Source organism: Pseudomonas oryzicola (assembly GCF_014269185.2).
GTDB lineage: Bacteria > Pseudomonadota > Gammaproteobacteria > Pseudomonadales > Pseudomonadaceae > Aquipseudomonas > Aquipseudomonas oryzicola.
Map to the genome: position 1 here is coordinate 1455169 of NZ_JABWRZ020000001.1, position 21192 is coordinate 1476360.

Here is a 21192-nt window from a genome sequence, read left to right on the forward strand (position 1 = left end):
CGACATCAGCCTGCTGATGAGCTCCCACACGAATTGCTTGATTCATGGTTGAAGACGATCAAGACCCTATATAGGTCTGTAGCTCAGTTGGTTAGAGCGCACCCCTGATAAGGGTGAGGTCGGCAGTTCAAATCTGCCCAGACCTACCAATATGCGGGGCCATAGCTCAGCTGGGAGAGCGCCTGCCTTGCACGCAGGAGGTCAGCGGTTCGATCCCGCTTGGCTCCACCACTTGCTTTACTTGATCAAACTCAGAAATGAGCATTCGCCTCGAATGTTGATTTCTGACTTTTGTCAGATCGTTCTTTAAAAATTCGGATATGTGATAGATATAGACTGATGACCAGTTTCACTGCTGGTTAATCAGGCTAAGGTAAAATTTGTGAGTTCTGCTCGAAAGAGCAACATGCGAATTTTCGGCGAATGTCGTCTTCACAGTATAACCAGATTGCTTGGGGTTATATGGTCAAGTGAAGAAGCGCATACGGTGGATGCCTTGGCAGTCAGAGGCGATGAAAGACGTGGTAGCCTGCGATAAGCTTTGGGGAGTCGGCAAACAGACTGTGATCCAGAGATCTCTGAATGGGGGAACCCACTCAGCACAAGCTGAGTATCTTGCACTGAATACATAGGTGCAAGAGGCGAACCAGGGGAACTGAAACATCTAAGTACCCTGAGGAAAAGAAATCAACCGAGATTCCCTTAGTAGTGGCGAGCGAACGGGGACCAGCCCTTAAGTTGATTTGAGATTAGTGGAACGCTCTGGAAAGTGCGGCCATAGTGGGTGATAGCCCCGTACACGAAAATCTCTTGTCAATGAAATCGAGTAGGACGGAGCACGAGAAACTTTGTCTGAACATGGGGGGACCATCCTCCAAGGCTAAATACTACTGACTGACCGATAGTGAACCAGTACCGTGAGGGAAAGGCGAAAAGAACCCCGGAGAGGGGAGTGAAATAGAACCTGAAACCGTATGCGTACAAGCAGTGGGAGCCTACTTTGTTAGGTGACTGCGTACCTTTTGTATAATGGGTCAGCGACTTATATTCAGTGGCGAGCTTAACCGAATAGGGGAGGCGTAGCGAAAGCGAGTCTTAATAGGGCGTTTAGTCGCTGGGTATAGACCCGAAACCGGGCGATCTATCCATGGGCAGGTTGAAGGTTAGGTAACACTGACTGGAGGACCGAACCGACTACCGTTGAAAAGTTAGCGGATGACCTGTGGATCGGAGTGAAAGGCTAATCAAGCTCGGAGATAGCTGGTTCTCCTCGAAAGCTATTTAGGTAGCGCCTCATGTATCACTCCAGGGGGTAGAGCACTGTTTCGGCTAGGGGGTCATCCCGACTTACCAAACCGATGCAAACTCCGAATACCTGGAAGTGCCGAGCATGGGAGACACACGGCGGGTGCTAACGTCCGTCGTGAAAAGGGAAACAACCCAGACCGTCAGCTAAGGTCCCAAAGTCATGGTTAAGTGGGAAACGATGTGGGAAGGCTTAGACAGCTAGGAGGTTGGCTTAGAAGCAGCCACCCTTTAAAGAAAGCGTAATAGCTCACTAGTCGAGTCGGCCTGCGCGGAAGATGTAACGGGGCTCAAACCATGCACCGAAGCTACGGGTGTCATCTTCGATGACGCGGTAGAGGAGCGTTCTGTAAGCCTGTGAAGGTGAGTTGAGAAGCTTGCTGGAGGTATCAGAAGTGCGAATGCTGACATGAGTAACGACAATGCGAGTGAAAAACTCGCACGCCGAAAGACCAAGGTTTCCTGCGCAACGTTAATCGACGCAGGGTTAGTCGGTCCCTAAGGCGAGGCTGAAAAGCGTAGTCGATGGAAAACAGGTTAATATTCCTGTACTTCCAGTTATTGCGATGGAGGGACGGAGAAGGTTAGGCCAGCCTGGCGTTGGTTGTCCAGGTTTAAGGTGGTAGGCTGAAATCTTAGGCAAATCCGGGATTTCAAGGCCGAGAGCTGATGACGAGTTGCCTCTAGGCGACGAAGTGGTTGATACCATGCTTCCAAGAAAAGCTCCTAAGCTTCAGATAACTGGGAACCGTACCCCAAACCGACACAGGTGGTTAGGTAGAGAATACCAAGGCGCTTGAGAGAACTCGGGTGAAGGAACTAGGCAAAATGGCACCGTAACTTCGGGAGAAGGTGCGCCGGCGAGGGTGAAGGACTTGCTCCGTAAGCCCATGCCGGTCGAAGATACCAGGCCGCTGCGACTGTTTATTAAAAACACAGCACTCTGCAAACACGAAAGTGGACGTATAGGGTGTGACGCCTGCCCGGTGCCGGAAGGTTAATTGATGGGGTTAGCGCAAGCGAAGCTCTTGATCGAAGCCCCGGTAAACGGCGGCCGTAACTATAACGGTCCTAAGGTAGCGAAATTCCTTGTCGGGTAAGTTCCGACCTGCACGAATGGCGTAACGATGGCGGCGCTGTCTCCACCCGAGACTCAGTGAAATTGAAATCGCTGTGAAGATGCAGTGTATCCGCGGCTAGACGGAAAGACCCCGTGAACCTTTACTATAGCTTTGCACTGGACTTTGAATTTGCTTGTGTAGGATAGGTGGGAGGCTTTGAAGTGGGGACGCCAGTTCTCATGGAGCCATCCTTGAAATACCACCCTGGCAACTTTGAGGTTCTAACTCAGGTCCGTTATCCGGATCGAGGACAGTGTATGGTGGGTAGTTTGACTGGGGCGGTCTCCTCCCAAAGAGTAACGGAGGAGTACGAAGGTGCGCTCAGACCGGTCGGAAATCGGTCGTAGAGTATAAAGGCAAAAGCGCGCTTGACTGCGAGACAAACACGTCGAGCAGGTACGAAAGTAGGTCTTAGTGATCCGGTGGTTCTGTATGGAAGGGCCATCGCTCAACGGATAAAAGGTACTCCGGGGATAACAGGCTGATACCGCCCAAGAGTTCATATCGACGGCGGTGTTTGGCACCTCGATGTCGGCTCATCACATCCTGGGGCTGAAGCCGGTCCCAAGGGTATGGCTGTTCGCCATTTAAAGTGGTACGCGAGCTGGGTTTAGAACGTCGTGAGACAGTTCGGTCCCTATCTGCCGTGGACGTTTGAGATTTGAGAGGGGCTGCTCCTAGTACGAGAGGACCGGAGTGGACGAACCTCTGGTGTTCCGGTTGTCACGCCAGTGGCATTGCCGGGTAGCTATGTTCGGAAGAGATAACCGCTGAAAGCATCTAAGCGGGAAACTTGCCTCAAGATGAGATCTCACTGGAACCTTGAGTTCCCTGAAGGGCCGTCGAAGACTACGACGTTGATAGGTTGGGTGTGTAAGCGCTGTGAGGCGTTGAGCTAACCAATACTAATTGCCCGTGAGGCTTGACCATATAACACCCAAGCAATTTGCTAGCGCAGATTGCGGTGGTGAAGATGATACGAACCGAAAGTTCGCAACGAACCACGAACATCACATATCCGGATTCGCTGGAGTGTCTACCAAGACCTTCTGGCAACAGAATTTCTTGACGACCATAGAGCATTGGAACCACCTGATCCCATCCCGAACTCAGCAGTGAAACGATGCATCGCCGATGGTAGTGTGGGGCTTCCCCATGTGAGAGTAGGTCATCGTCAAGATTCATTTCGCAAAACCCCTATCTGCGCATGCAGGTAGGGGTTTTGTCTTTGTGGCGCTAAAACTCCCAGGCATGCGCAGTCCCTTTGGGAGTGGGTGCGCCGCTCCCACACTGACCGCGCCACCACCGCAAGCCGCGAACATTCGTGCCACATCAGCGTGACTTTTCCGCATCTACCCTACGTCAAGACTTTGGTTCGGGGCACTTCTGCCTCCGGGCCAGGTGATGCCAGCGTACCGTGCTGCGCATTCCGGATTTCCACCGTTCCATCACTTGAGGTAGCAAGCAAGATGGCCAAGGCCGCCGATGTCGTTGTGCAATGCCTGGAAAACGAAGGTGTCGAGTATGTTTTCGGTATTCCCGGTGAAGAAAACCTCGACCTGCTGGAATCCCTGCGCAAGTCGAAGATCAAACTGGTACTTACCCGTCACGAGCAGTCCGCAGGTTTCATGGCTGCCACCTACGGTCGCCTGACCGGCAAGACCGGCGTCAGCCTGTCCACCCTCGGCCCTGGCGCCACCAACCTGGTTACCGCCAGCGCCTATGCCTACCTGGGCGGCATGCCGATGATGATGATCACCGGCCAGAAGCCGATCAAGAAGTCCAAGCAGGGTCGTTTCCAGATCATCGACGTGTGCGGCATGATGGACCCCATCACCAAGTACACCCACCAGTTCGCCTCGGCCGACAACATCCCGGCCCGCATGCGCGAAGCCTTCCGCCTGGCTGAAGAAGAAAAGCCGGGTGCAGTCCACCTGGAACTGCCGGAAGACATCGCCGCCGAGCAGACCGACAGCCTGCCGATTCCGCCAAGCCTGCACCGCCGACCCCTGGCCGAGCACAAGGCCATCGAAGCTGCGGTGGAAAAGTTGCAGAAAGCGCGCAACCCGATCCTGGTGATCGGCGCCGGCGCCAACCGCAAGATGACCGCCAAGGTCCTCAAGCAGTTGATCGACAAGACCGGTATTCCGTTCATCACTACCCAGATGGGTAAAGGTGTGGTCGACGAACGCCACCCGCGCTTCCTCGGCAACGCTGCACTGTCGTCGGGTGACTTCGTCCACCGCGCCGTCGAAGCGGCCGACCTGATTGTCAACATCGGCCACGACGTGATCGAGAAGCCGCCATTCTTCATGGTCCGTGGCGGCACCGAGGTCATCCACATCAACTTCCGCTCCGCTGAAGTCGATGCCGTGTACTTCCCGCAGGTGGAAGTGATCGGTGACATCGCCAACGCCGTCTGGCAGATCAGCGAAGCGCTGACCGACACCTCGCACTGGGACTTCACCCGCCTGATGGCCATCCGTGAAGCCAACGAAGCACAGATAGCCGAAGGTGCCGACGACAACCGCTTCCCGGTCTACCCGCAGCGCCTGGTGGCCGACATCCGTCGCGTGCTGCCGTCCGAAGGCATCGTGGCCCTGGACAACGGCATCTACAAGATCTGGTTCGCCCGCAACTACAAGGCGCACAAGCCCAACACCGTGCTGCTGGACAACGCCCTGGCGACCATGGGCGCCGGCCTGCCATCGGCGATGGCGGCGCACCTGGTGCACCCGGACCGCCCGGTGATCTCGGTGTGCGGCGACGGCGGCTTCATGATGAACAGCCAGGAGCTGGAAACTGCAGTACGCCTGGGCATGCACATCACCGTGGTGATCCTGCGTGACGACGGCTACGGCATGATCCGCTGGAAGCAGGCCAACATGGGCTTCACCGATTTCGGCCTGGACTACGGCAACCCGGACTTCGTCAAGTACGCCGAAGCCTATGGTGCCAACGGCCACCGTGTGGAAAGCGCCGACGGCCTGCTGCCACTGCTCGAGCACTGCATCAAGACCCCGGGCGTGCACGTGATCGACTGCCCGGTCGATTACAGCGAGAACGACCGCATCCTCAACAGCGAACTGCGTGAGCGCGCGCTGGCGGTGTAAAGCGTAACAGCCCAGTTGCTGCTGCCTATCCGGCAGCCACAGGTATCTCCCGATCCTCTGGCTGTCGGCTGGTGCTAATTAACAACCCCTTCACCCCTTTGGTAATTGTTCACGCTCGGTTCTTCAACGCATGAAGAGCACGAGAACATGACCATCGGTTCAACACACAACCATCCTGCAAACCTCGCCATCGAGCCCTCCCAGCCCATGCAGCCGTGGGCCGCGCGTTACCCTAACCCTCCTGATCTCTGCTTTGATTACCGCCGTCTGATCGAACAGGAAAGAGGCGTTGCACGAGCCACTCAGCCAGATCACCGGATCTGCATCGTGGGTGCCGGGATTACCGGGCTGACGGCGGCTCGAGAACTATTACGCTGCGGCTTTACCCGCATCTCCTTGTTCGAGCAGTCACAGCGTGTGGGGGGGCGTCACCTGACTTTGGTGAATAGCAAAGGAAATCACAAGCAACCGGCAACCCCTTTCGAAATGGGCGCCATGCGCATGCCGTTTTTCAACAGGACTGGCGAATCCCCTAAAGACGGTCGCTCGCTTATGGCCTACTACGCCAAGCTGTTCGACCTGCGCATTTCCGATTTTCCGAATCCGGGGACACCGTGGGTCAATGCCACGGGAATATATCTTCGTGATGGCCAGCTAGAGAGTGGTGGCGATCCTGCGCTGCTGGTCTGGCGTAACCCAGAAGGCAAGACACCTCCACCCACCCCGATACTCAAGCAGGTCTATGACAAGTGGCACCATTTTGCGACGCGCTTCGCCGAGCGTATCGCGGCGGTTTATGGCACTTATGGCTGGGAGTCTATGTGGTCGGCCATCGTTGAACGCTATCACCGATTATCGTTCAGAGAACTGGTGCATCTACCCACGCTTGAGGCCTGGGACCCTGCAAACCCTGGTGATTTTGGCGGGTTAGGCATGAGCAGCGACGAATCGGCGATCTTCTATGCGATCGGCATTGGGGATGGCAGCTGGGGAGCGTTCTATGACGTCTGCTGCCTGTATCCGCTGCGTACAGCAATCTTTGGCTTCAGTAGCCACCTACAGTTGGTCCATGGGCGTGTCGATCAGGAGGGTGTGCCCTATGCTGCACCGCACCTCGAAGCCAGCCGTGTCCCTGACAGTAAAGGGTTGATGTTTCAGGGGCCAGCGTATATCGGGCTCGCGGCGCTGGATGAAAGTCTTATGTTTCTAGACTTCGGATTGGGCGGTACCTCGCTGTACGATCACCTGCTGCAACGAGAGGATGGGCTACTCACCGACACCTCTGTCTGTTCGCTACAAAAGCTGGAAAATGGCCAGTTGCGAGTCGGTTATCGTTGGCACTGCAGTGATCCGGCTCACCAGAGCATCCGATACCAGGACTTCGACAGTGTGATCCTGACTACCCCATCCTGGTTGATCGAAACCAACATCCGTCTTGACGGTTTCAATCGCCAGGTACTGCCGCAGACAATCGTCGATGCCTGGAAGCATGCCCATTGGGAGACAAGCTGCAAGGTATATGCTCCGCTGGACAAGCGCTTCCTGGACCGTAAGTCAGCGTTGCCCCAGGTCCTGGTAACCGACAGTTTTGTCCACGACGTGTATGCCTATCGGTACAACGATAGTTACCCAGAGGACTGCATCCTGCTGAGTTATACCTGGGAGGATGATGCAACGAAGCTGGCAGCATTTTCCGACGAGGAGTTGGGGCAGAAATGCGTGAACGAGCTTGATCGAATTCTGCTGCGCTGTAGCAACATAGGTGAGGCCATATCACCCTACATTGACACTCGCAACATCCGCATACAACGTTGGATGACAGATAAAAACGCCCTGGGATGTGCAAAGTTGTATCGGGCAGGCACTTACTACGATGCGGTAAACCTGATGAAGTACAACCGCGACTTCAGTGCCCTGTCAGGCCTGTATCTGGCCGGAGAGTCCTTCTCTGTTGATGCGGGCTGGACCGAGCCGTGTTTACGTACGGCTGTGGATGTCGTGATCAACCTTTGCGATAGAACATCAGCGCAGTTTCAGGGTGGTTTCACCCTGAGCCACTATCCGCACTATCAAGTCAGGATCTAAGGCTGTTAGCGTGTGGTTGTAGGGCCCTTCCTACAATATCTCTTTTCCTTTCCTTCGAACTGGTGGGAGTGTCCTGACTGTCACTCCCCAGCCCAACCCCGCTTTACTGGCGCCCTTCCAAAACAACCACAAGAAGGAAGCTGCCATGTCTGCACACTGTTCCGCCGTCAGTCCAGTACGCGTCGCTGTCGTCCAATACGACCCGCAGGTCGGGCTCGAGCATTGCGACGGCAACCTGAGCAAGGGCTTGGCATTGGCCCGTCGTGCCGTGCGTGAAGGCGCCAACCTGATCGTGCTGCCTGAGCTGGCCAACACCGGCTACACCTTCCGCACTCGCGCAGAGGCCTATGCCCACGCCGAAACCCTGGAGGCAGGCGTCAGCCTGAAAGCCTGGGCGGATTTCGCCAGGGAATATCAGGTCTACCTGGCCGCAGGTTTTGCCGAACGCGACGGGCTGAAGCTCTACGACAGTGCCGTACTGTTCGGCCCGGAAGGCCTGCTAGGGCATTACCGCAAGGCCCACCTGTGGAATCAGGAAAAGCTCTGGTTCACCCCTGGCAACCTGGGCTTTCCGGTATTCGAGACACCGATCGGCCGTATCGGCCTGCTGATCTGCTGGGACATCTGGTTCCCTGAAGTGCCACGGCTGATGGCGGCACAAGGTGCCGACATCATCTGCAGCCTGAACAACTGGGTTTGGACCCCGCCACCGTTGTTCGATGACACAGGGCGCTGCATGGCTTCTTACCTGACCATGACCGCGGCACACGTCAACAACCTCTACATCGCCGCAGCCAACCGCATAGGCCATGAGCGGGGTGGGCGCTTCCTGGGTTGTTCGTTGATCGCCGGTACCAATGGCTGGCCCATCGGCGAGGTGGCCAGTGCCGAAGAGGAGAGCATTGTCGTTGCCGATGTCGACCTCAGCAGTTCACGTTCGGCACCGATCTGGAACAACCTCAACGACCTGCCACGGGACCGCCGTACCGATCTCTATGACGCGACCCTTGGCTATCGCCTGCATGCCCCGATGCCGCGTTGAGGAGTCGCATATGAAAACCTTGCACGCTCTGGATCGGAAGCATTTGCCCCTGGTGCTCTTTGTCAGCCTGCTGGGGACGCTGGCTGCGAGCCTCGCCCAAGGCCAATGGCCGGACTACACGCAACTGGCGGCGACACTCGATCAGCCACTGAGCCGGCTGCGCTGGATCGTCGGTGATATCAGTGAGGTGGCGTTCTACAAGCACGAACTGCCCGCCCTGGGTTTGCTGCTTGGGGCTTGCCTGGCTCACGTGGCCCATATGTACGGGTATCGCTGGCAGGGTTTTGCCATCTGCTATGGCAGCGGACTATGGCCATGGGTATTCACCAGCTCGCTGTTGGGCCTGCTGCTCAGCCACGCGTTCTGGGGATGGACCTTGGCCAGTGGTACCTGGCAGCCGACCTTCGTCGCCTTCGTATCGTTGCCGGCGGCCATGGTGCTGCTGTACGGCGCGGGTTGGCGGGTCACGCTCAGCGGCGCACTGCTGGGGGCGTTGCTGGTAACCCCGGCCAGTCTGCTGATGGTCAATTACCTGTGTTATCCGCTGCAATTGCCGGTGGTGGTCGGCAACGTTGGCGGCATGGCGTTGGCAAGCCTGGTGGCATTCATGCTGTGCCGGCGCTTTCCGTCATGGGTACGGCACAGCCACAAGCCCGTGGTGCGCGAACCTGTTGCTGCCCAACCCGATTACGGCGTTGTCTGGACCTTGCGACGTGTCTTGGCCGATTTCAGCGAAGCGCCATTCTTCGGTAATGAGCTGGCCAGCCTCGGGCTGCTGCTGGGCGTGTTCCTGGCTTACATGCTGGCCCCGGCAGCGCCGGCCTACGGTTCGCTGCTGCTGCTACCGATGGTCGCCGGGCAGGCGTTGGCCTCACTGGTCGGGGTGTTGTTCTGGCGTCATCAATGGCAGGCACGAGGGTGGTACCCCACCTATATCCCCATCGTCTCTATCGTCCCGGCCGCTGTGCTTGCCCATGGTGGCAGCTGGCAAGTAGTGGTGGGCAGTGCCGTGTTCGGCGCGCTGGTGGCTCCCCCGCTGGCAGTGGCCATTACCCAGCGCTTGCCGGCCTACATGCACGGCTACATAGGAAATGTGCTGTCGATGGCCGTCAGCACGCTAGGGATCGTGCCGCTGGTTGGCCTGTTGGCAGGAGGTGCTGCATGAGCGGGCAAACACATCTGCCCAAGCTGTCGATCGGCAGCCTGGGAGGCACGGTGAGCATGCAGGCAAGCGCCAATGGATGCGCGGTGGTGCCCAGGCTTGGTTGCGAAGAATTGTTGGCAAACGTGCCACAGCTGCGTGAGCTGGCCCAGCTTGAAATGGCCACGCTGGGCCTGCTACCCAGCGCCTCGCTGGGCTTTGCGGCGTTGCTCGACGTGTTGGCCTGGGCCCGTGTTGAGGTAGAGCGCGGGGCGCAGGCGGTAATCCTGACCCAAGGTACCGACAGCCTTGAGGAAACGGCGTATTTCCTCGATCTGCTGTGGCCGTTCGATGCGCCAATCGTGATGACCGGAGCCATGCGCGCGGCCAGCCAGCCGGGCTGCGACGGCCCGGCCAACCTGTTGGCTGCGGTGAACGTTGCCCTGGCGCCGGGCAGCCGTGGGCGCGGCGTATTGGTGCTGATGAACGATCAGGTCCACAGCGCAGCAAGGGTGCGCAAGACCGCCAGCCTGGCGATGGCCGCATTCGAGTCGCCCGGTGCTGGCGCCCTGGGCGATGTCGTGGAGGGCGTGGTGGTCTATCGCCAGCCGGCTACTCGGCGGCAGGTGCTGCCGCTACCGCAACGCACCGAGCATCGTGTTGCACTGCTGGAAGCCTGCCTGGACGCGGATACGGCGTTGTTACAGGCCGTTGCCACTTTGGGTTACGAGGGGCTGGTCATTGCCGGATTTGGTGCGGGACATGTTTCCGGTTGTTGGGCCCAGGTGCTGGATATGCTCGTGCCCGCCTTGCCGGTAATCGTCGCCACCCGCACAGGCAGTGGCCCTACCGCCCGCGCGACCTATGGCTTTGCCGGAGCCGAGATCGACCTGCAAGGCAAAGGTGTACACCTGGCTGGGCAGCTTTGCCCACGCAAGTGTCGCATTCTGTTGTGGTTGTTGATCGGTAGCGGCAGGCAGCACCTGCTGCAAAGCCTGTTGCCAGGCTGAACGAACTGCCCGCGTGTCGGCGACCGCGGGCAGCCCTTGGGCGGTTCTGTGCTAGGGTGCACACACTTTTGCTTCTCAGGATGTCCAACCATGCTACCCGCCCTCAGCGAAAAAGAACTCGACCGCCTCGAAGACCTGTTGATCACCTACGGCAACGATTACTCGGTGCTGAACCTGGCCGAGCTCAATGGTTTTTTCACGGCGCTGGCCAGCTCGCCGGTCACCGTCACCCCGGAGCAATGGCTGCCCGTGGTGGCGGGTGGCAAGGTACCAAAATTCAAGAAGCCGGCGCATGAAGAGGCCTATACGGCGTTGATGCTGCGCTACGCCAACCAGGTGGCGGAGCACCTGGGCGATGACATCGACCGGTTCGAGCCGCTGTTCGAGGAAAGCGAAGGCGAGGAGGGCACGGTGATCGTGATGGAGGAGTGGTGCTTTGGCTACATGCGCGGCACTCAGGTCGCCGGCTGGGAACCGCTGCCTGCGGAGCAGGATCAGTGGCTCAAGGCCATTTCGCTGCATGGGCTGGAAGATAACTTCGAGCTGCTGGACCAGATGAGCGAAGAGGACATCCAGGCCTGCGTACCACAAGTGATCGAGGCTGCACGTGGGTTATTCCGGTATTTCAACAAGCTGAACTGATTCCGGCGTGGTGCCTGTGCCCCTGCGACGGAGGCTTGCGGGGGCTCTGGCCGCCACCTTCGTCACCATTGTTCCGCCAGGCGAAATTATGGTTTCCCCAGTGCACTGATTCCGTTGCCAGGCGAACCCGTGCAGCATGTGCTCCATCAGCCCATCCCGGAGCTGACCAGGAGCCAAGCCCATGTCGAACCCGATCAAGCTTTACAACTTCCCCAAGTCCGGCCACGCCCACCGCATCGAGCTGATGCTTTCGCTGCTGAACCTGCCCACCGAGCTGGTCTTCGTCGACCTCGCCAAAGGTGCGCACAAACAGCCGGACTTCCTGGCGCTGAACCCGTTCGGCCAGGTGCCGGTCATTGATGACAACGGCACGGTGATTGCAGATTCCAACGCGATCCTCGTCTACCTGGCGAAGAAGTACGACAACGGCACCTGGCTGCCCGAAGAACCTGCCGCAGCCGCCCGCGTGCAACGCTGGCTGTCGGTCGCTGCCGGCCCGCTGGCATTCGGCCCTGCCGCCGCCCGCCTGGTGACGGTATTTGGTGCTTCGTTCAATACCGACGAAGTGATTGCCCGCGCCCATACCTTGCTCAAGGTGATGGACGCCGAACTGGCCAAGGCACCCTTCCTGGCGGGCAATACCCCCACCATTGCCGACATCGCCAACTACTCGTACATCGCCCACGCGCCGGAAGGCAACGTGTCGCTGGAACCCTATGCCAACGTACGCAACTGGCTGGCAAGGATCGAGGCGCTGCCGGGCTTCGTGCCCATGCCGCGCACCGTGATCGGCTTGCAGACCAGCGCCTGACACTTCGCCAGCCCGAGGAACGCCGCCATGCAAAAGAACCCGGCCCACCGCCCCTCGCCTTGGCATGCGGGCGAGAAAACCCTGCAGGAAAAGGTCGGTGTCGCGCAGCGCATGGAGGCGTTCGGGCAGAAGGTGATTCGCGACTACATGCCCGAGCAGCACCGTACGTTCTATCAACAGCTGCCGTTCATGGTCGCCGCCAGCGTGGACGCCCAGGGACGGCCCTGGGCGACTGTGCTGGAAGGGCCGGAAGGCTTCGTCAGTTCGCCGGACCCTCGCCAGCTGACGATCGACACCCAACTGCCAGCAGACGACCCCGCCACCGCCGGGCTGAGCGCCGGGCAGGCGGTCGGCCTGCTGGGTATCGAATTGCACACCCGTCGGCGCAACCGCCTCAACGGGCAGATCCGCCAGGGCGCCAACGGGCAACTGCAGGTCACGGTCGAGCAGTCGTTCGGCAACTGCCCGCAATACATCCAGTTGCGCGAGTACACGCGCGTCGTCGAACCCGCCCAGGGGCGGCTCGACGCGACAACGCTGGATGCAAGGGCTGTCGGGATGATCCAGGCCGCCGACACCTTTTTCGTCGCCAGCTATATCGAGCATGGCGATGGTCAGCGCTCGGTGGACGTTTCCCACCGTGGCGGCCGGCCAGGCTTCATCAAGGTCGAAGGCAACCGCCTGACCATTCCCGACTATGCCGGCAACCTGCACTTCAACACCTTGGGCAATCTATTGGTGAACCCGCGTGCAGGGCTACTGTTCATCGACTTCGACACGGGCAATGTGCTGCAGCTCTACGGACATACCGAAATACTGCTGGACAGCCCCGCCAGCCAGGCCTTCGAAGGCGCCGAGCGCTTGTGGACGCTGGACGTCGAGCAGGTGGTATGGCGCCCGGCTGCCGTGTCCCTGCGCTGGGCGTTCAAGGAATTTGCGCCAACCAGCCTGGCGACCGGCACCTGGAAAGAGGCCGAAGCGCGCCTGCAGCAACGTCAGCAGCAGCGCCAATGGCAGCCGTGGCGTGTATTGCGGGTAGAACAGGAAAGCCGCGATATCCGCTCGTTCTACCTTGAACCGCCTGCCGACAGCACGGTGACCTTTGCTGCGGGGCAGCATGTGCCGGTGCAAGTGCAGCTCGCTGGCGAGGCGGCACTTATTCGCACCTACAGCTTGTCCAGCGCGCCTTCCGATCGCTACCTGCGCATCAGCGTCAAGGCCCAGGGCCCGGCGTCGCGGCACTTGCATGAGCGCATTGTGGCGGGCGATGTGCTGAATGTGCGCGCGCCCATGGGGAGCTTCGTGCTGGACCTGCACAGCACCCGGCCACTGGTACTGATTGGCGCGGGGGTGGGTATCACGCCTTTACTGGCCATGCTGCGCGAACAATTGAACAACGGGCAGGCACGGCCTATCCACCTGTTCCATGGGGCTCGCAGCCTGGCCGACCTGCCGTTTCGTGACGAACTGACAAGCTTGCGACGACGGGCCGGCGGCCTGCTGCAGGTGCACCGGGCCCTGAGCCAGCCGGAAGAGCATGCGCTGGTGGGGCGTGATTACCAGTTCGCTGGCCGGCTGGGGATCGAGCAGGTCAAGGCAACGCTGGCGCTGGACGACTACGATTTCTACCTGTGCGGCCCGGGCAGTTTTACCCAGGAGTTGTATGAGGGGCTGCGCGGGGTGCATGTACCGGATGCGCGAATCCACGCCGAAGCCTTCGGCCCCTCGACGCTTCGGCGGTACACCGACGCGGGCCAGCCCAGCCTGCAACAGCCGCCCGCTGCCAGCGAGGCGGTGCCGGTGTATTTTGCGGCTTCGGCCAAGGAGGCACGCTGGGCGCCCGGTAGCGGCACGTTGCTGGAGCTGGCCGAGGCCCGTGGGTTGGCGCCGGAGTTCAGTTGCCGGGGGGGATCGTGCGGTACCTGCAAGACCCGCCTGGTGAGTGGCCAGGTGCACTATCCGAACCCGCCAGCCGAATTGCCGGAGGCGGGTTCGGTGCTGATCTGTTGTGCCGTGCCGGCGAAGGCGGAAGAAGGAGAGCAGGTGTTGGTGCTGGATATCTGATATGCCTCCATGACCTCAAGGCTTGGGCAGGAACTATGTGGGAGCTGGCTTGCTGGCGATAAGGCCAGAACAGGCAACGCAAAACGCCCAAATGAAAGATAATCCCGGCACCTCATGCACACCAGGAGCCCGCATGGACCAGATCCACCTGATGAAGGTGTTCGTCGCCACCGGCGAACTGGAAAGCTTCGCCGCCGCTGCTCGGCGCCTGGACATCTCCCCAGCCGCGGTCACCCGCGCCGTCAGCGCCCTGGAAGAGCAGCTCGGGGTCAAGTTGCTGCTGCGCACTACCCGCAGTGTCCGTCTTACCGAAGCCGGTAACCGCTACCTGGAAGATACCCGGCATATCCTCGCCAGCATCCACGAGGCCAACGAAGCCGCCGCCGGCATCAACTCGACCCCCAAGGGCGACCTGGCCGTCACCGCGCCCATCCTGTTCGGCAAGAAGTTCGTCATGCCGTGTATCGTCAGCTACCTGCAGCAGTACCCCGAAGTTGACGTTTCCGCCTACTTCCTCGACCGCATCGTCAACATGGTCGAAGAGGGCATGGATGTGGCCGTTCGCATCGGTCCCTTGCCCGACTCCGGGCTGAAAGCACTGCGCGTGGGCAGGGTCCGGCGCATGCTGTGCGCCTCTCCCGAATACCTGGCGCGGCATGGTATGCCGAAGCATCCGTCCGACCTGGCGGGGCATGCGGTGATCGGCACCACCAACCTGTCGCCACGTGCCGGCTGGCGCTTCGGGGTGACCGATGAACCGACTCTGGTGCGGGTGAAGCCCCGCTTGATGGTTACCAGCAATGACGGGGCAATCGCCGCCGCCTGCGGCGGGTTGGGCATTGCCCGCCTGCTGTCGTACCAGGTCGCGGATGAACTGGCCAGTGGGCAGTTGCAGGTGATTCTGGCCGAGTACGAGGAGGCGCCATGGCCGATCCATGTGCTGCACCGGGAGAGCAAGTACGGTTCGGCCAAGGTCCGGGCGTTCATTGACATGCTGGCGCAGGCATTGAGGACGCAGCAGCTGGACTGATTCAACGGAGCAGGGTGAATGTAAAGCAGCCAGGGCATTGCTGTTCCAGCCACGCTTTGGCGCGTTCGCTCAGGAAGTACCCGCGATAGACATCCCCTTTGAAGAAGTCGGCTTGCTCGTCGGCCTTGAGCACCTGGAGATACTGGCCGAGGTCAGCAGGTTCGTGGCGTGGTTCCTTGAGCAGGTTGAGCTTGCCCACGACGAATGCCTGCCAATACTCCGGCATGCGTGCGGCAAGCGCAGGTTCATGTGGCAGGGAGTCGATGATCGAGGTCGGCCCACCGTCCAACTCAAGGTAATCGGTGATGGGCTTGCTGGTATCCCAGTGCAGCCAGTCAATGTGCACGATGTGGGTTTTCGCCAGGTGTTCATACCGACTGATGCCTTTCAGGCCGCTTTTTTCCAGCGCGTCCTTGACCGGCTGGGTAAGCACCAGCGAACCCGAACGGATATACGCAGCCGGGGTGTATGGGCCGGCACGCTTGATGCTGTCCACATCAGTATCTTCATCCCAGGCAATCATGCCTTGGAGCAGTGCCGCGCCCCAGTCCCCCCAAGGGGACGGGGCGTTGTCGAAATGGTAGATGTTCATGTGAACCTGCTCAGCCCGTGCCGCTCTCATGTGGTCGAGGGGCGGGGGGGAATGTCTGGAACCGGCGGCTCATTCAGGTGAACTGAATGAAGAAGAAACCGGCGTCGTCGCCTTCCTTGCCACGGCGCGCCTGCATGTCCACGAACAGATAGCCGATGCCTTCGCCGAACAGCCCTGCGTGCTGCGGGCTGGCTTCGGCCACGTCGGCGTCCACCAGCTGCATCATGAACATGTAGCGCGGTGGTTCATAGATCGGGTCCTGCAGCCAGCAGGGGCGGCCGCTGGGTTTGCTCAGGTCGATCCCGCTGTCCTCGTCCTCATGCTCTTCGTCATGCTCCTCGTCAGTCATTTCTTTGAAATCGATGAACGCGCGTTCCAGCAGCAAGGGCGGGTTGCCGGGCTGCAGTGGCTGGCTGGCGAGTTCATGCAGGATGACCCGCGCAAAGCCACCCTTGATGACGTTCTGCAGTTCCGACTGTTGATTGACCGTATAACGACGCTGGAGCGGACGGCTGAAGCCACCGCCCTGCTGCTGCTCTACGGCGAGGAAAACGGTGATGGCCATGCCTGGCGGGACGAAGTGGGCCGGCTGGAACTGTTCGGTGAGGGTCAGGACGGGCGTCATCAGCCCACCGGTTTGTGGGTTGGCCGGCCACAAGGAGAGGTCCTTGAGCAAAGGCGCACCGCCGATCTGGCCGAAGCCGCGGTCTTTGTCGGATAACACGATCCTGTTCATGGCTAGACCCCTGTTCTATGAACGGCCATTCAGGCGTACTGAACGAAAAAGAACCCGGCTTCGTCGCCTTGGTTCTTCCGCCGGGCTTGTTTGTCCAGATAGATGTAACCGATGCCATCCAGGAAGATCCCTTCCTGCTCGGGAGCCCAGCGGCTGATTTCATAGTCAGTCAGTTGCAAAAGGAGCAAGTACCGGTTGGGAACATAGATGGGATCTTGCATCCAGGCTGCTCGACCGAGTTGCTTGCTGATGCCCAGACCGGAGTCCTCGTCATCGTGCTCTTCGGCGAACTCCTCTTCGCTCATTGGCTCGAAGTCGATATAACGGCGCTCCAGCAAGAGCGTTCCAGGCGGGGCGGGTAACTCCTCCTCGCACAGCCGGTGGAGAATGAACCGTGCGTAACCATTGTGGATACCGGGTAGCTCCGCTTGCTCATGAAGAGAGTAACGGCTGACGACAGACTGCTTGAAGCCGCCGGCGCGCTGTTTTCGAGCTGTGATGAATACCGTGGCAGCCATGCCGGGCGGAAAGATTTTAGCCGGCAGGAAGTTTTCCGTAACCGTACACACAGGCGTCATCGGCTCCTGGGTGTCGGGCGCCAGAGGCCACAAGCCTGGGTCGTCCATGCGGACACTGCCACCCACCTGACCGAAGCCTTTGTCTTGCTCGGTAAATACAATCTTCATGATTAGCTGACACTCTTTGCTATTGCGAACAACCGGGGGCTGGATAGCCGCCGATTTCGGCTACCACTCGAACAACCCAGTGAAATTCTTCTGGTCCACCGGGCCGTTCGCGCAGCCGGCGCCACGCGCCAGGATGGAGGGTTCCAGGCGGTTGCCCATCTGGCGGACAGCCTGGTACTGGCTATCGCAACGTCCAGGGTGCGACGGGTCCGGCTGCACATGGCTGACAATGATTATCTGCACACCATTGAAGTGTTCCACGCGAGGCTTGCCTCCCTTCCGCTCTGGGCTGAACTCGCAGGGCCAGGGCATGTCCAGTTGCAGCAGCGATGCATCGGTGTTGCGCAGCGTGCAGCGACCTTCGTGGTCCACCAGTGCAAGCTTGTGCCCACCAAGGGTGACTTCGTGCGCTACGCTTGAGGACGGGGCGGGTGTCTGGGCATAGGCATTCAGGGTGCTGCCGATCAGCAGCGCCGACAGGGCGTTCAGCAGGCGTTTCATTGCAGTCCCCAAAAACGGCCAGTGGGAACAGCGGCAAGCAAAGACAATTCGTTCACCAGATTTCGATCTCCTTTCGGCCCTTGGTGGGGCGTGTTCCTGCGCGAAATTGTAAATATGCACGGGCGCACAAGTTAATCAAATATCAATGTGCGATCGCGCTGACAGCCACTTCGAAGTGGGCCTTTATGGTTTATTCAGTTGCGATAGTCAAGGTAAGCTACATGCCCCCTGTATCTTCAAGGACGGCGGTGTTCACTCAAATGGATGGATCGAGGTTGCAACAGGCTCAGGAACTGCAAGCATTTCTTTCCCGTTATTTTGGCGTGTTCATCGCCGAGTTCACGCTGTCCTGCTTTGCCATTGGCGGCTGTGTTTCATTGGTGTTCTCCACTTGGCTGCGCAGCCCGGACCCGACGCTGTCGCTGCTGGCCCTGGCGCTGGCATGGGCGCTGAGCGCCGCTTCGCATATCGCCGTGGTGCGGGGCCATGCCTGGGGCGTGCGCGGGCTGGTCGGCCTGAACGGGCTGGCCGTGTTGGCCACGTTGCCCAGCTACGCTTTCCGGCCACACATGGGCGCCTACGTCTCGGTTTTGCTGTTCGGGCTGCTGGCCTTGCTGGTGATCAATAGCCAGCGCTACCGGGAAATGCGCGTGCGCCTGGTCGGCTACCGGGAGATCCGCAGGGCCAACCGCCAGGCGGCGAAAGCGGGCAAATGATGGCCTGGCGCTGATGTAACGAGGCTTCTGGATGAATTTACGCCGAATGTGTAGCGGGTTCGCTGCTTTGCTGTTGCCCTTGCTTGTTGCCTGCAACGGACACAAGGTCGAGCGCGTCGTAGTTTATGAGAACAACGTCCATCACTGGCGCATCGAGCACGTGGTAGCGCAGAACTGGCCGGTGGGGCCTCGCCAGTACTACGAGGTGTTTCTCAACGACCGCTTGCTGATCCTGCCAGCCAACGTCTTCAACGACGAGCGCGACATTCGCGAATTCGTTGCTGCGGGCGGTTTCGACATCAGCAACTGGCGCAATGACACGATTATCGTGGCATTCGAGAACGTGCAAAAGCGCGAAGGCGGCAACGAGCATTTTATCCGCACGCTAATGATCACCCCAGAGTACAAGGAAGGGCAGGTGATACTGACGGATATGGCGACCCATATGCAGATCGTGGTGCAGCGGGTGGAGCCGGCTGGGGAGGGGTAGTAGCTGTTTGGTAAGGCGGACCCGTAATTAACTGTGGATGGCCTCGGCCTTAGCGATGTTCGCGGCACGGCCGCTCTCACTGGCAGCGCGGTAACCCGAATCCGGCGCAAAAAAGGCTGCCAATCGGCAGCCTTCTCTATGCTTCGCCCGGACTATCAGTCCCAGCTCAATGCACCACCAGTCTGATACTCGATCACACGGGTCTCGAAGAAGTTCTTCTCCTTCTTCAAGTCCATGATCTCGCTCATCCACGGGAACGGGTTGGTGGTCCCCGGGTACTCTTCCTTCAGGCCAATCTGGGTCAGGCGGCGGTTGGCGATGAACTTGAGGTAGTCTTCCATCATCGCGGCGTTCATGCCCAGCACGCCGCGTGGCATGGTGTCACGGGCATATTCGATCTCCAGCTGGGTCCCTTGCAGGATCATCTGGGTCGCTTCTTCCTTCATCGCCGCGTCCCACAAGTGTGGGTTCTCGATCTTGATCTGGTTGATCACGTCGATGCCGAAGTTCAGGTGCATCGACTCGTCACGCAGGATGTACTGGAACTGCTCGGCGACACCGGTCATCTTGTTGCGGCGGCCCATGGACAGGATCTGGGTGAAGCCGCAGTAGAAGAAGATGCCTTCCAGGACGCAGTAGTAGGCGATCAGGTTGCGCAGCAGCTCCTTGTCGGTTTCGACGGTGCCGGTATTGAATTCCGGGTCGGAGATGGCGCGGGTGTACTTCAGGCCCCAGGCGGCTTTCTTCGCTACCGACGGGATCTCGTGGTACATGTTGAAGATCTCGCCTTCATCCATGCCCAGCGACTCGATGCAGTACTGGTAGGCGTGGGTGTGGATCGCCTCTTCGAAGGCCTGGCGCAGGATGTACTGGCGGCACTCCGGGTTGGTGATCAGGCGGTACACGGCCAGGGCCAGGTTGTTGGCCACCAGCGAGTCGGCGGTGGAGAAGAAGCCGAGGTTGCGCATGACGATGCGGCGCTCGTCTTCGGTCAGGCCGTCCATGCTCTTCCACAGGGCGATGTCGGCGGTCATGTTGACCTCTTGCGGCATCCAGTGGTTGGCGCAGCCGTCCAGGTATTTCTGCCAGGCCCAGTCGTACTTGAACGGGACCAGCTGGTTGAGGTCGGCGCGGCAGTTGATCATGCGCTTTTCGTCAACGCGAACGCGGGCGCTGGAGCCTTCCAGCTCGGCCAGGCCTTCGGCGATGTCGAGGTCGTTCAGGGCAGCCTTGGCGCGCTTGACTGCGTCGGAGTCATCGGCGCTGGCGGCTCGGGCTTCCAGGGCGGCGGCACCACCGGCGCTGTCGAGCTTGTCGAGGGTGGCGGCGGCAGCGGCCTGCGCAGGGGTATTGCCTTTGGCGGCGACTTCGCCGTCTTCCTTGTCGAATTCGTCCCAGCTCAGCATGGTTTGGCTCCTGCTTGAGGGTCGCCCTGGGGGCAACCGGTTGGATGTTGAGAATGTGATGCCTGACGCAAGGCCGTTACGGCGAATGGACAGCTCGAGAGGCTGACTCTCGTTACATCGGGTGTGTTCTGGCTTGTACCTGGCCAGGCCTCTCGGAGGGGCCAGGGACAATTGATAGGTGCCCTTTTCAGAGGGGGCGCAGTATACCGGAATTCGCCTTCGATCGGGACGCGTGTCTGGCGGACGAGGGTAACTTTTTCGACCGGTTTGGCGTGTGTCCGTTCATGAAATCACGTGTTGTTTTCTACGGAGGGAGAGTGTAGCGCCAACCTATATGTTGTGCCAGTTTAAATTCTCAGGCACACCATATGGTGTTTTCGGGTGTATGTGTTGGCTGACTTGGCGTCATCGCCGGCAAGCCAGCACCACAGATACCGCGCCAGGCCGGAGGGCGATGCAGTACCTGTGAGAGCTGGCTTGCCGGCGATGACGCCAGGTCAGCCAACCACTAGCTGCGTGGGTTGTGCAGCGTTTCGACAATGTGCGTCTTGGGATGCTTGCGTGCCTGTTCCACCGAAGTGAAGCGGCCGGTTTCCGCATTGCGGCCGATCTTGCGAGTTGCCACTTTTTTCCGCGCCATGGGTTACGTCCTTTTTGAGTGGGCCTGTTCTTTTTACCGATCTGCGCGAATGCAGGGCAAA

Annotated in this window: 17 protein-coding genes, 2 tRNA genes and 2 rRNA genes; 15 read left to right on the forward strand and 6 right to left on the reverse strand. The window is 59.5% G+C overall.

Annotated features, from left to right (window positions below; all coding sequences use genetic code 11):
* Positions 1-72 precede the first annotated feature (72 nt).
* The 13 genes from HU760_RS06620 to HU760_RS06680 all read left to right on the forward strand — a co-directional run bounded on the left by HU760_RS06620 (position 73) and on the right by HU760_RS06680 (position 15364).
* Positions 73-149, forward strand: a tRNA-Ile gene (locus tag HU760_RS06620).
* A 6-nt stretch (positions 150-155) separates the two neighbouring features.
* A tRNA-Ala gene (locus HU760_RS06625) sits at positions 156-231 on the forward strand.
* Positions 232-464: 233 nt separating this feature from the next.
* Positions 465-3356, forward strand: a 23S ribosomal RNA gene (locus HU760_RS06630).
* A gap of 134 nt (positions 3357-3490) precedes the next feature.
* A 5S ribosomal RNA gene (gene rrf / locus HU760_RS06635) occupies positions 3491-3606 on the forward strand.
* 289 nt (positions 3607-3895) lie between these two features.
* The gene (locus HU760_RS06640) at positions 3896-5539 is read left to right on the forward strand and encodes an acetolactate synthase large subunit (protein WP_217858967.1); all 1644 of its coding nucleotides are present in this window, start codon (positions 3896-3898) and stop codon (positions 5537-5539) included.
* A gap of 147 nt (positions 5540-5686) precedes the next feature.
* Complete coding sequence (locus tag HU760_RS06645; protein ID WP_186680115.1) at positions 5687-7624, forward strand: flavin monoamine oxidase family protein; 1938 nt, start codon at positions 5687-5689, stop codon at positions 7622-7624.
* Positions 7625-7769: 145 nt separating this feature from the next.
* Complete coding sequence (locus HU760_RS06650) at positions 7770-8666, forward strand: nitrilase family protein (protein WP_186680117.1); 897 nt, start codon at positions 7770-7772, stop codon at positions 8664-8666.
* A 10-nt stretch (positions 8667-8676) separates the two neighbouring features.
* Positions 8677-9831 carry a hypothetical protein gene (locus HU760_RS06655; RefSeq protein WP_186680120.1) on the forward strand — a complete coding sequence of 385 codons (1155 nt, stop codon included), beginning with the start codon at positions 8677-8679 and terminating at the stop codon, positions 9829-9831.
* Positions 9828-10817, forward strand: coding sequence for an asparaginase (locus HU760_RS06660; RefSeq protein ID WP_186680123.1), 990 nt, complete (start codon positions 9828-9830; stop codon positions 10815-10817). The genes HU760_RS06655 and HU760_RS06660 overlap by 4 nt, the downstream gene beginning before the upstream one ends.
* Before the next feature lie 90 nt (positions 10818-10907).
* A complete protein-coding gene (locus tag HU760_RS06665; protein WP_186680126.1) occupies positions 10908-11459 on the forward strand; it encodes a UPF0149 family protein in 552 nt (183 codons plus the stop codon).
* A gap of 181 nt (positions 11460-11640) precedes the next feature.
* Positions 11641-12270 (forward strand): glutathione S-transferase family protein, encoded by a 630-nt coding sequence (locus HU760_RS06670; RefSeq protein WP_186680129.1) that lies wholly within the window; start codon positions 11641-11643, stop codon positions 12268-12270.
* A 27-nt stretch (positions 12271-12297) separates the two neighbouring features.
* A complete protein-coding gene (locus HU760_RS06675; RefSeq protein ID WP_186680131.1) occupies positions 12298-14334 on the forward strand; it encodes a pyridoxamine 5'-phosphate oxidase family protein in 2037 nt (678 codons plus the stop codon).
* Between the two features lie 133 nt (positions 14335-14467).
* Positions 14468-15364 (forward strand): LysR family transcriptional regulator, encoded by an 897-nt coding sequence (locus HU760_RS06680; RefSeq protein ID WP_186680134.1) that lies wholly within the window; start codon positions 14468-14470, stop codon positions 15362-15364.
* A gap of 1 nt (position 15365) precedes the next feature.
* Here HU760_RS06680 and HU760_RS06685 read toward each other — a convergent pair whose 3' ends face one another.
* The 4 genes from HU760_RS06685 to HU760_RS06700 all read right to left on the reverse strand — a co-directional run bounded on the left by HU760_RS06685 (position 15366) and on the right by HU760_RS06700 (position 17879).
* A complete protein-coding gene (locus tag HU760_RS06685) occupies positions 15366-15956 on the reverse strand; it encodes a hypothetical protein (protein WP_186680137.1) in 591 nt (196 codons plus the stop codon).
* A gap of 73 nt (positions 15957-16029) precedes the next feature.
* Positions 16030-16692 (reverse strand): hypothetical protein, encoded by a 663-nt coding sequence (locus HU760_RS06690; RefSeq protein ID WP_186680140.1) that lies wholly within the window; start codon positions 16690-16692, stop codon positions 16030-16032.
* A gap of 29 nt (positions 16693-16721) precedes the next feature.
* A complete protein-coding gene (locus HU760_RS06695; protein ID WP_186680143.1) occupies positions 16722-17378 on the reverse strand; it encodes a hypothetical protein in 657 nt (218 codons plus the stop codon).
* Between the two features lie 60 nt (positions 17379-17438).
* Complete coding sequence (locus HU760_RS06700; RefSeq protein WP_186680146.1) at positions 17439-17879, reverse strand: hypothetical protein; 441 nt, start codon at positions 17877-17879, stop codon at positions 17439-17441.
* A 260-nt stretch (positions 17880-18139) separates the two neighbouring features.
* Here HU760_RS06700 and HU760_RS06705 point away from each other — a divergent pair, with 260 nt between their 5' ends.
* Positions 18140-18595 carry a hypothetical protein gene (locus tag HU760_RS06705; protein WP_186680149.1) on the forward strand — a complete coding sequence of 152 codons (456 nt, stop codon included), beginning with the start codon at positions 18140-18142 and terminating at the stop codon, positions 18593-18595.
* A 31-nt stretch (positions 18596-18626) separates the two neighbouring features.
* Positions 18627-19085 carry a hypothetical protein gene (locus HU760_RS06710; protein WP_186680151.1) on the forward strand — a complete coding sequence of 153 codons (459 nt, stop codon included), beginning with the start codon at positions 18627-18629 and terminating at the stop codon, positions 19083-19085.
* A 155-nt stretch (positions 19086-19240) separates the two neighbouring features.
* Here HU760_RS06710 and HU760_RS06715 read toward each other — a convergent pair whose 3' ends face one another.
* Positions 19241-20491, reverse strand: a complete 1251-nt coding sequence (locus HU760_RS06715; RefSeq protein WP_170031641.1) for a ribonucleotide-diphosphate reductase subunit beta — start codon at positions 20489-20491, stop codon at positions 19241-19243.
* 508 nt (positions 20492-20999) lie between these two features.
* On the reverse strand, positions 21000-21131 hold the full coding sequence (locus HU760_RS24545; protein WP_256665967.1) for a hypothetical protein: 132 nt from the start codon (positions 21129-21131) through the stop codon (positions 21000-21002).
* Positions 21132-21192 lie beyond the last annotated feature (61 nt).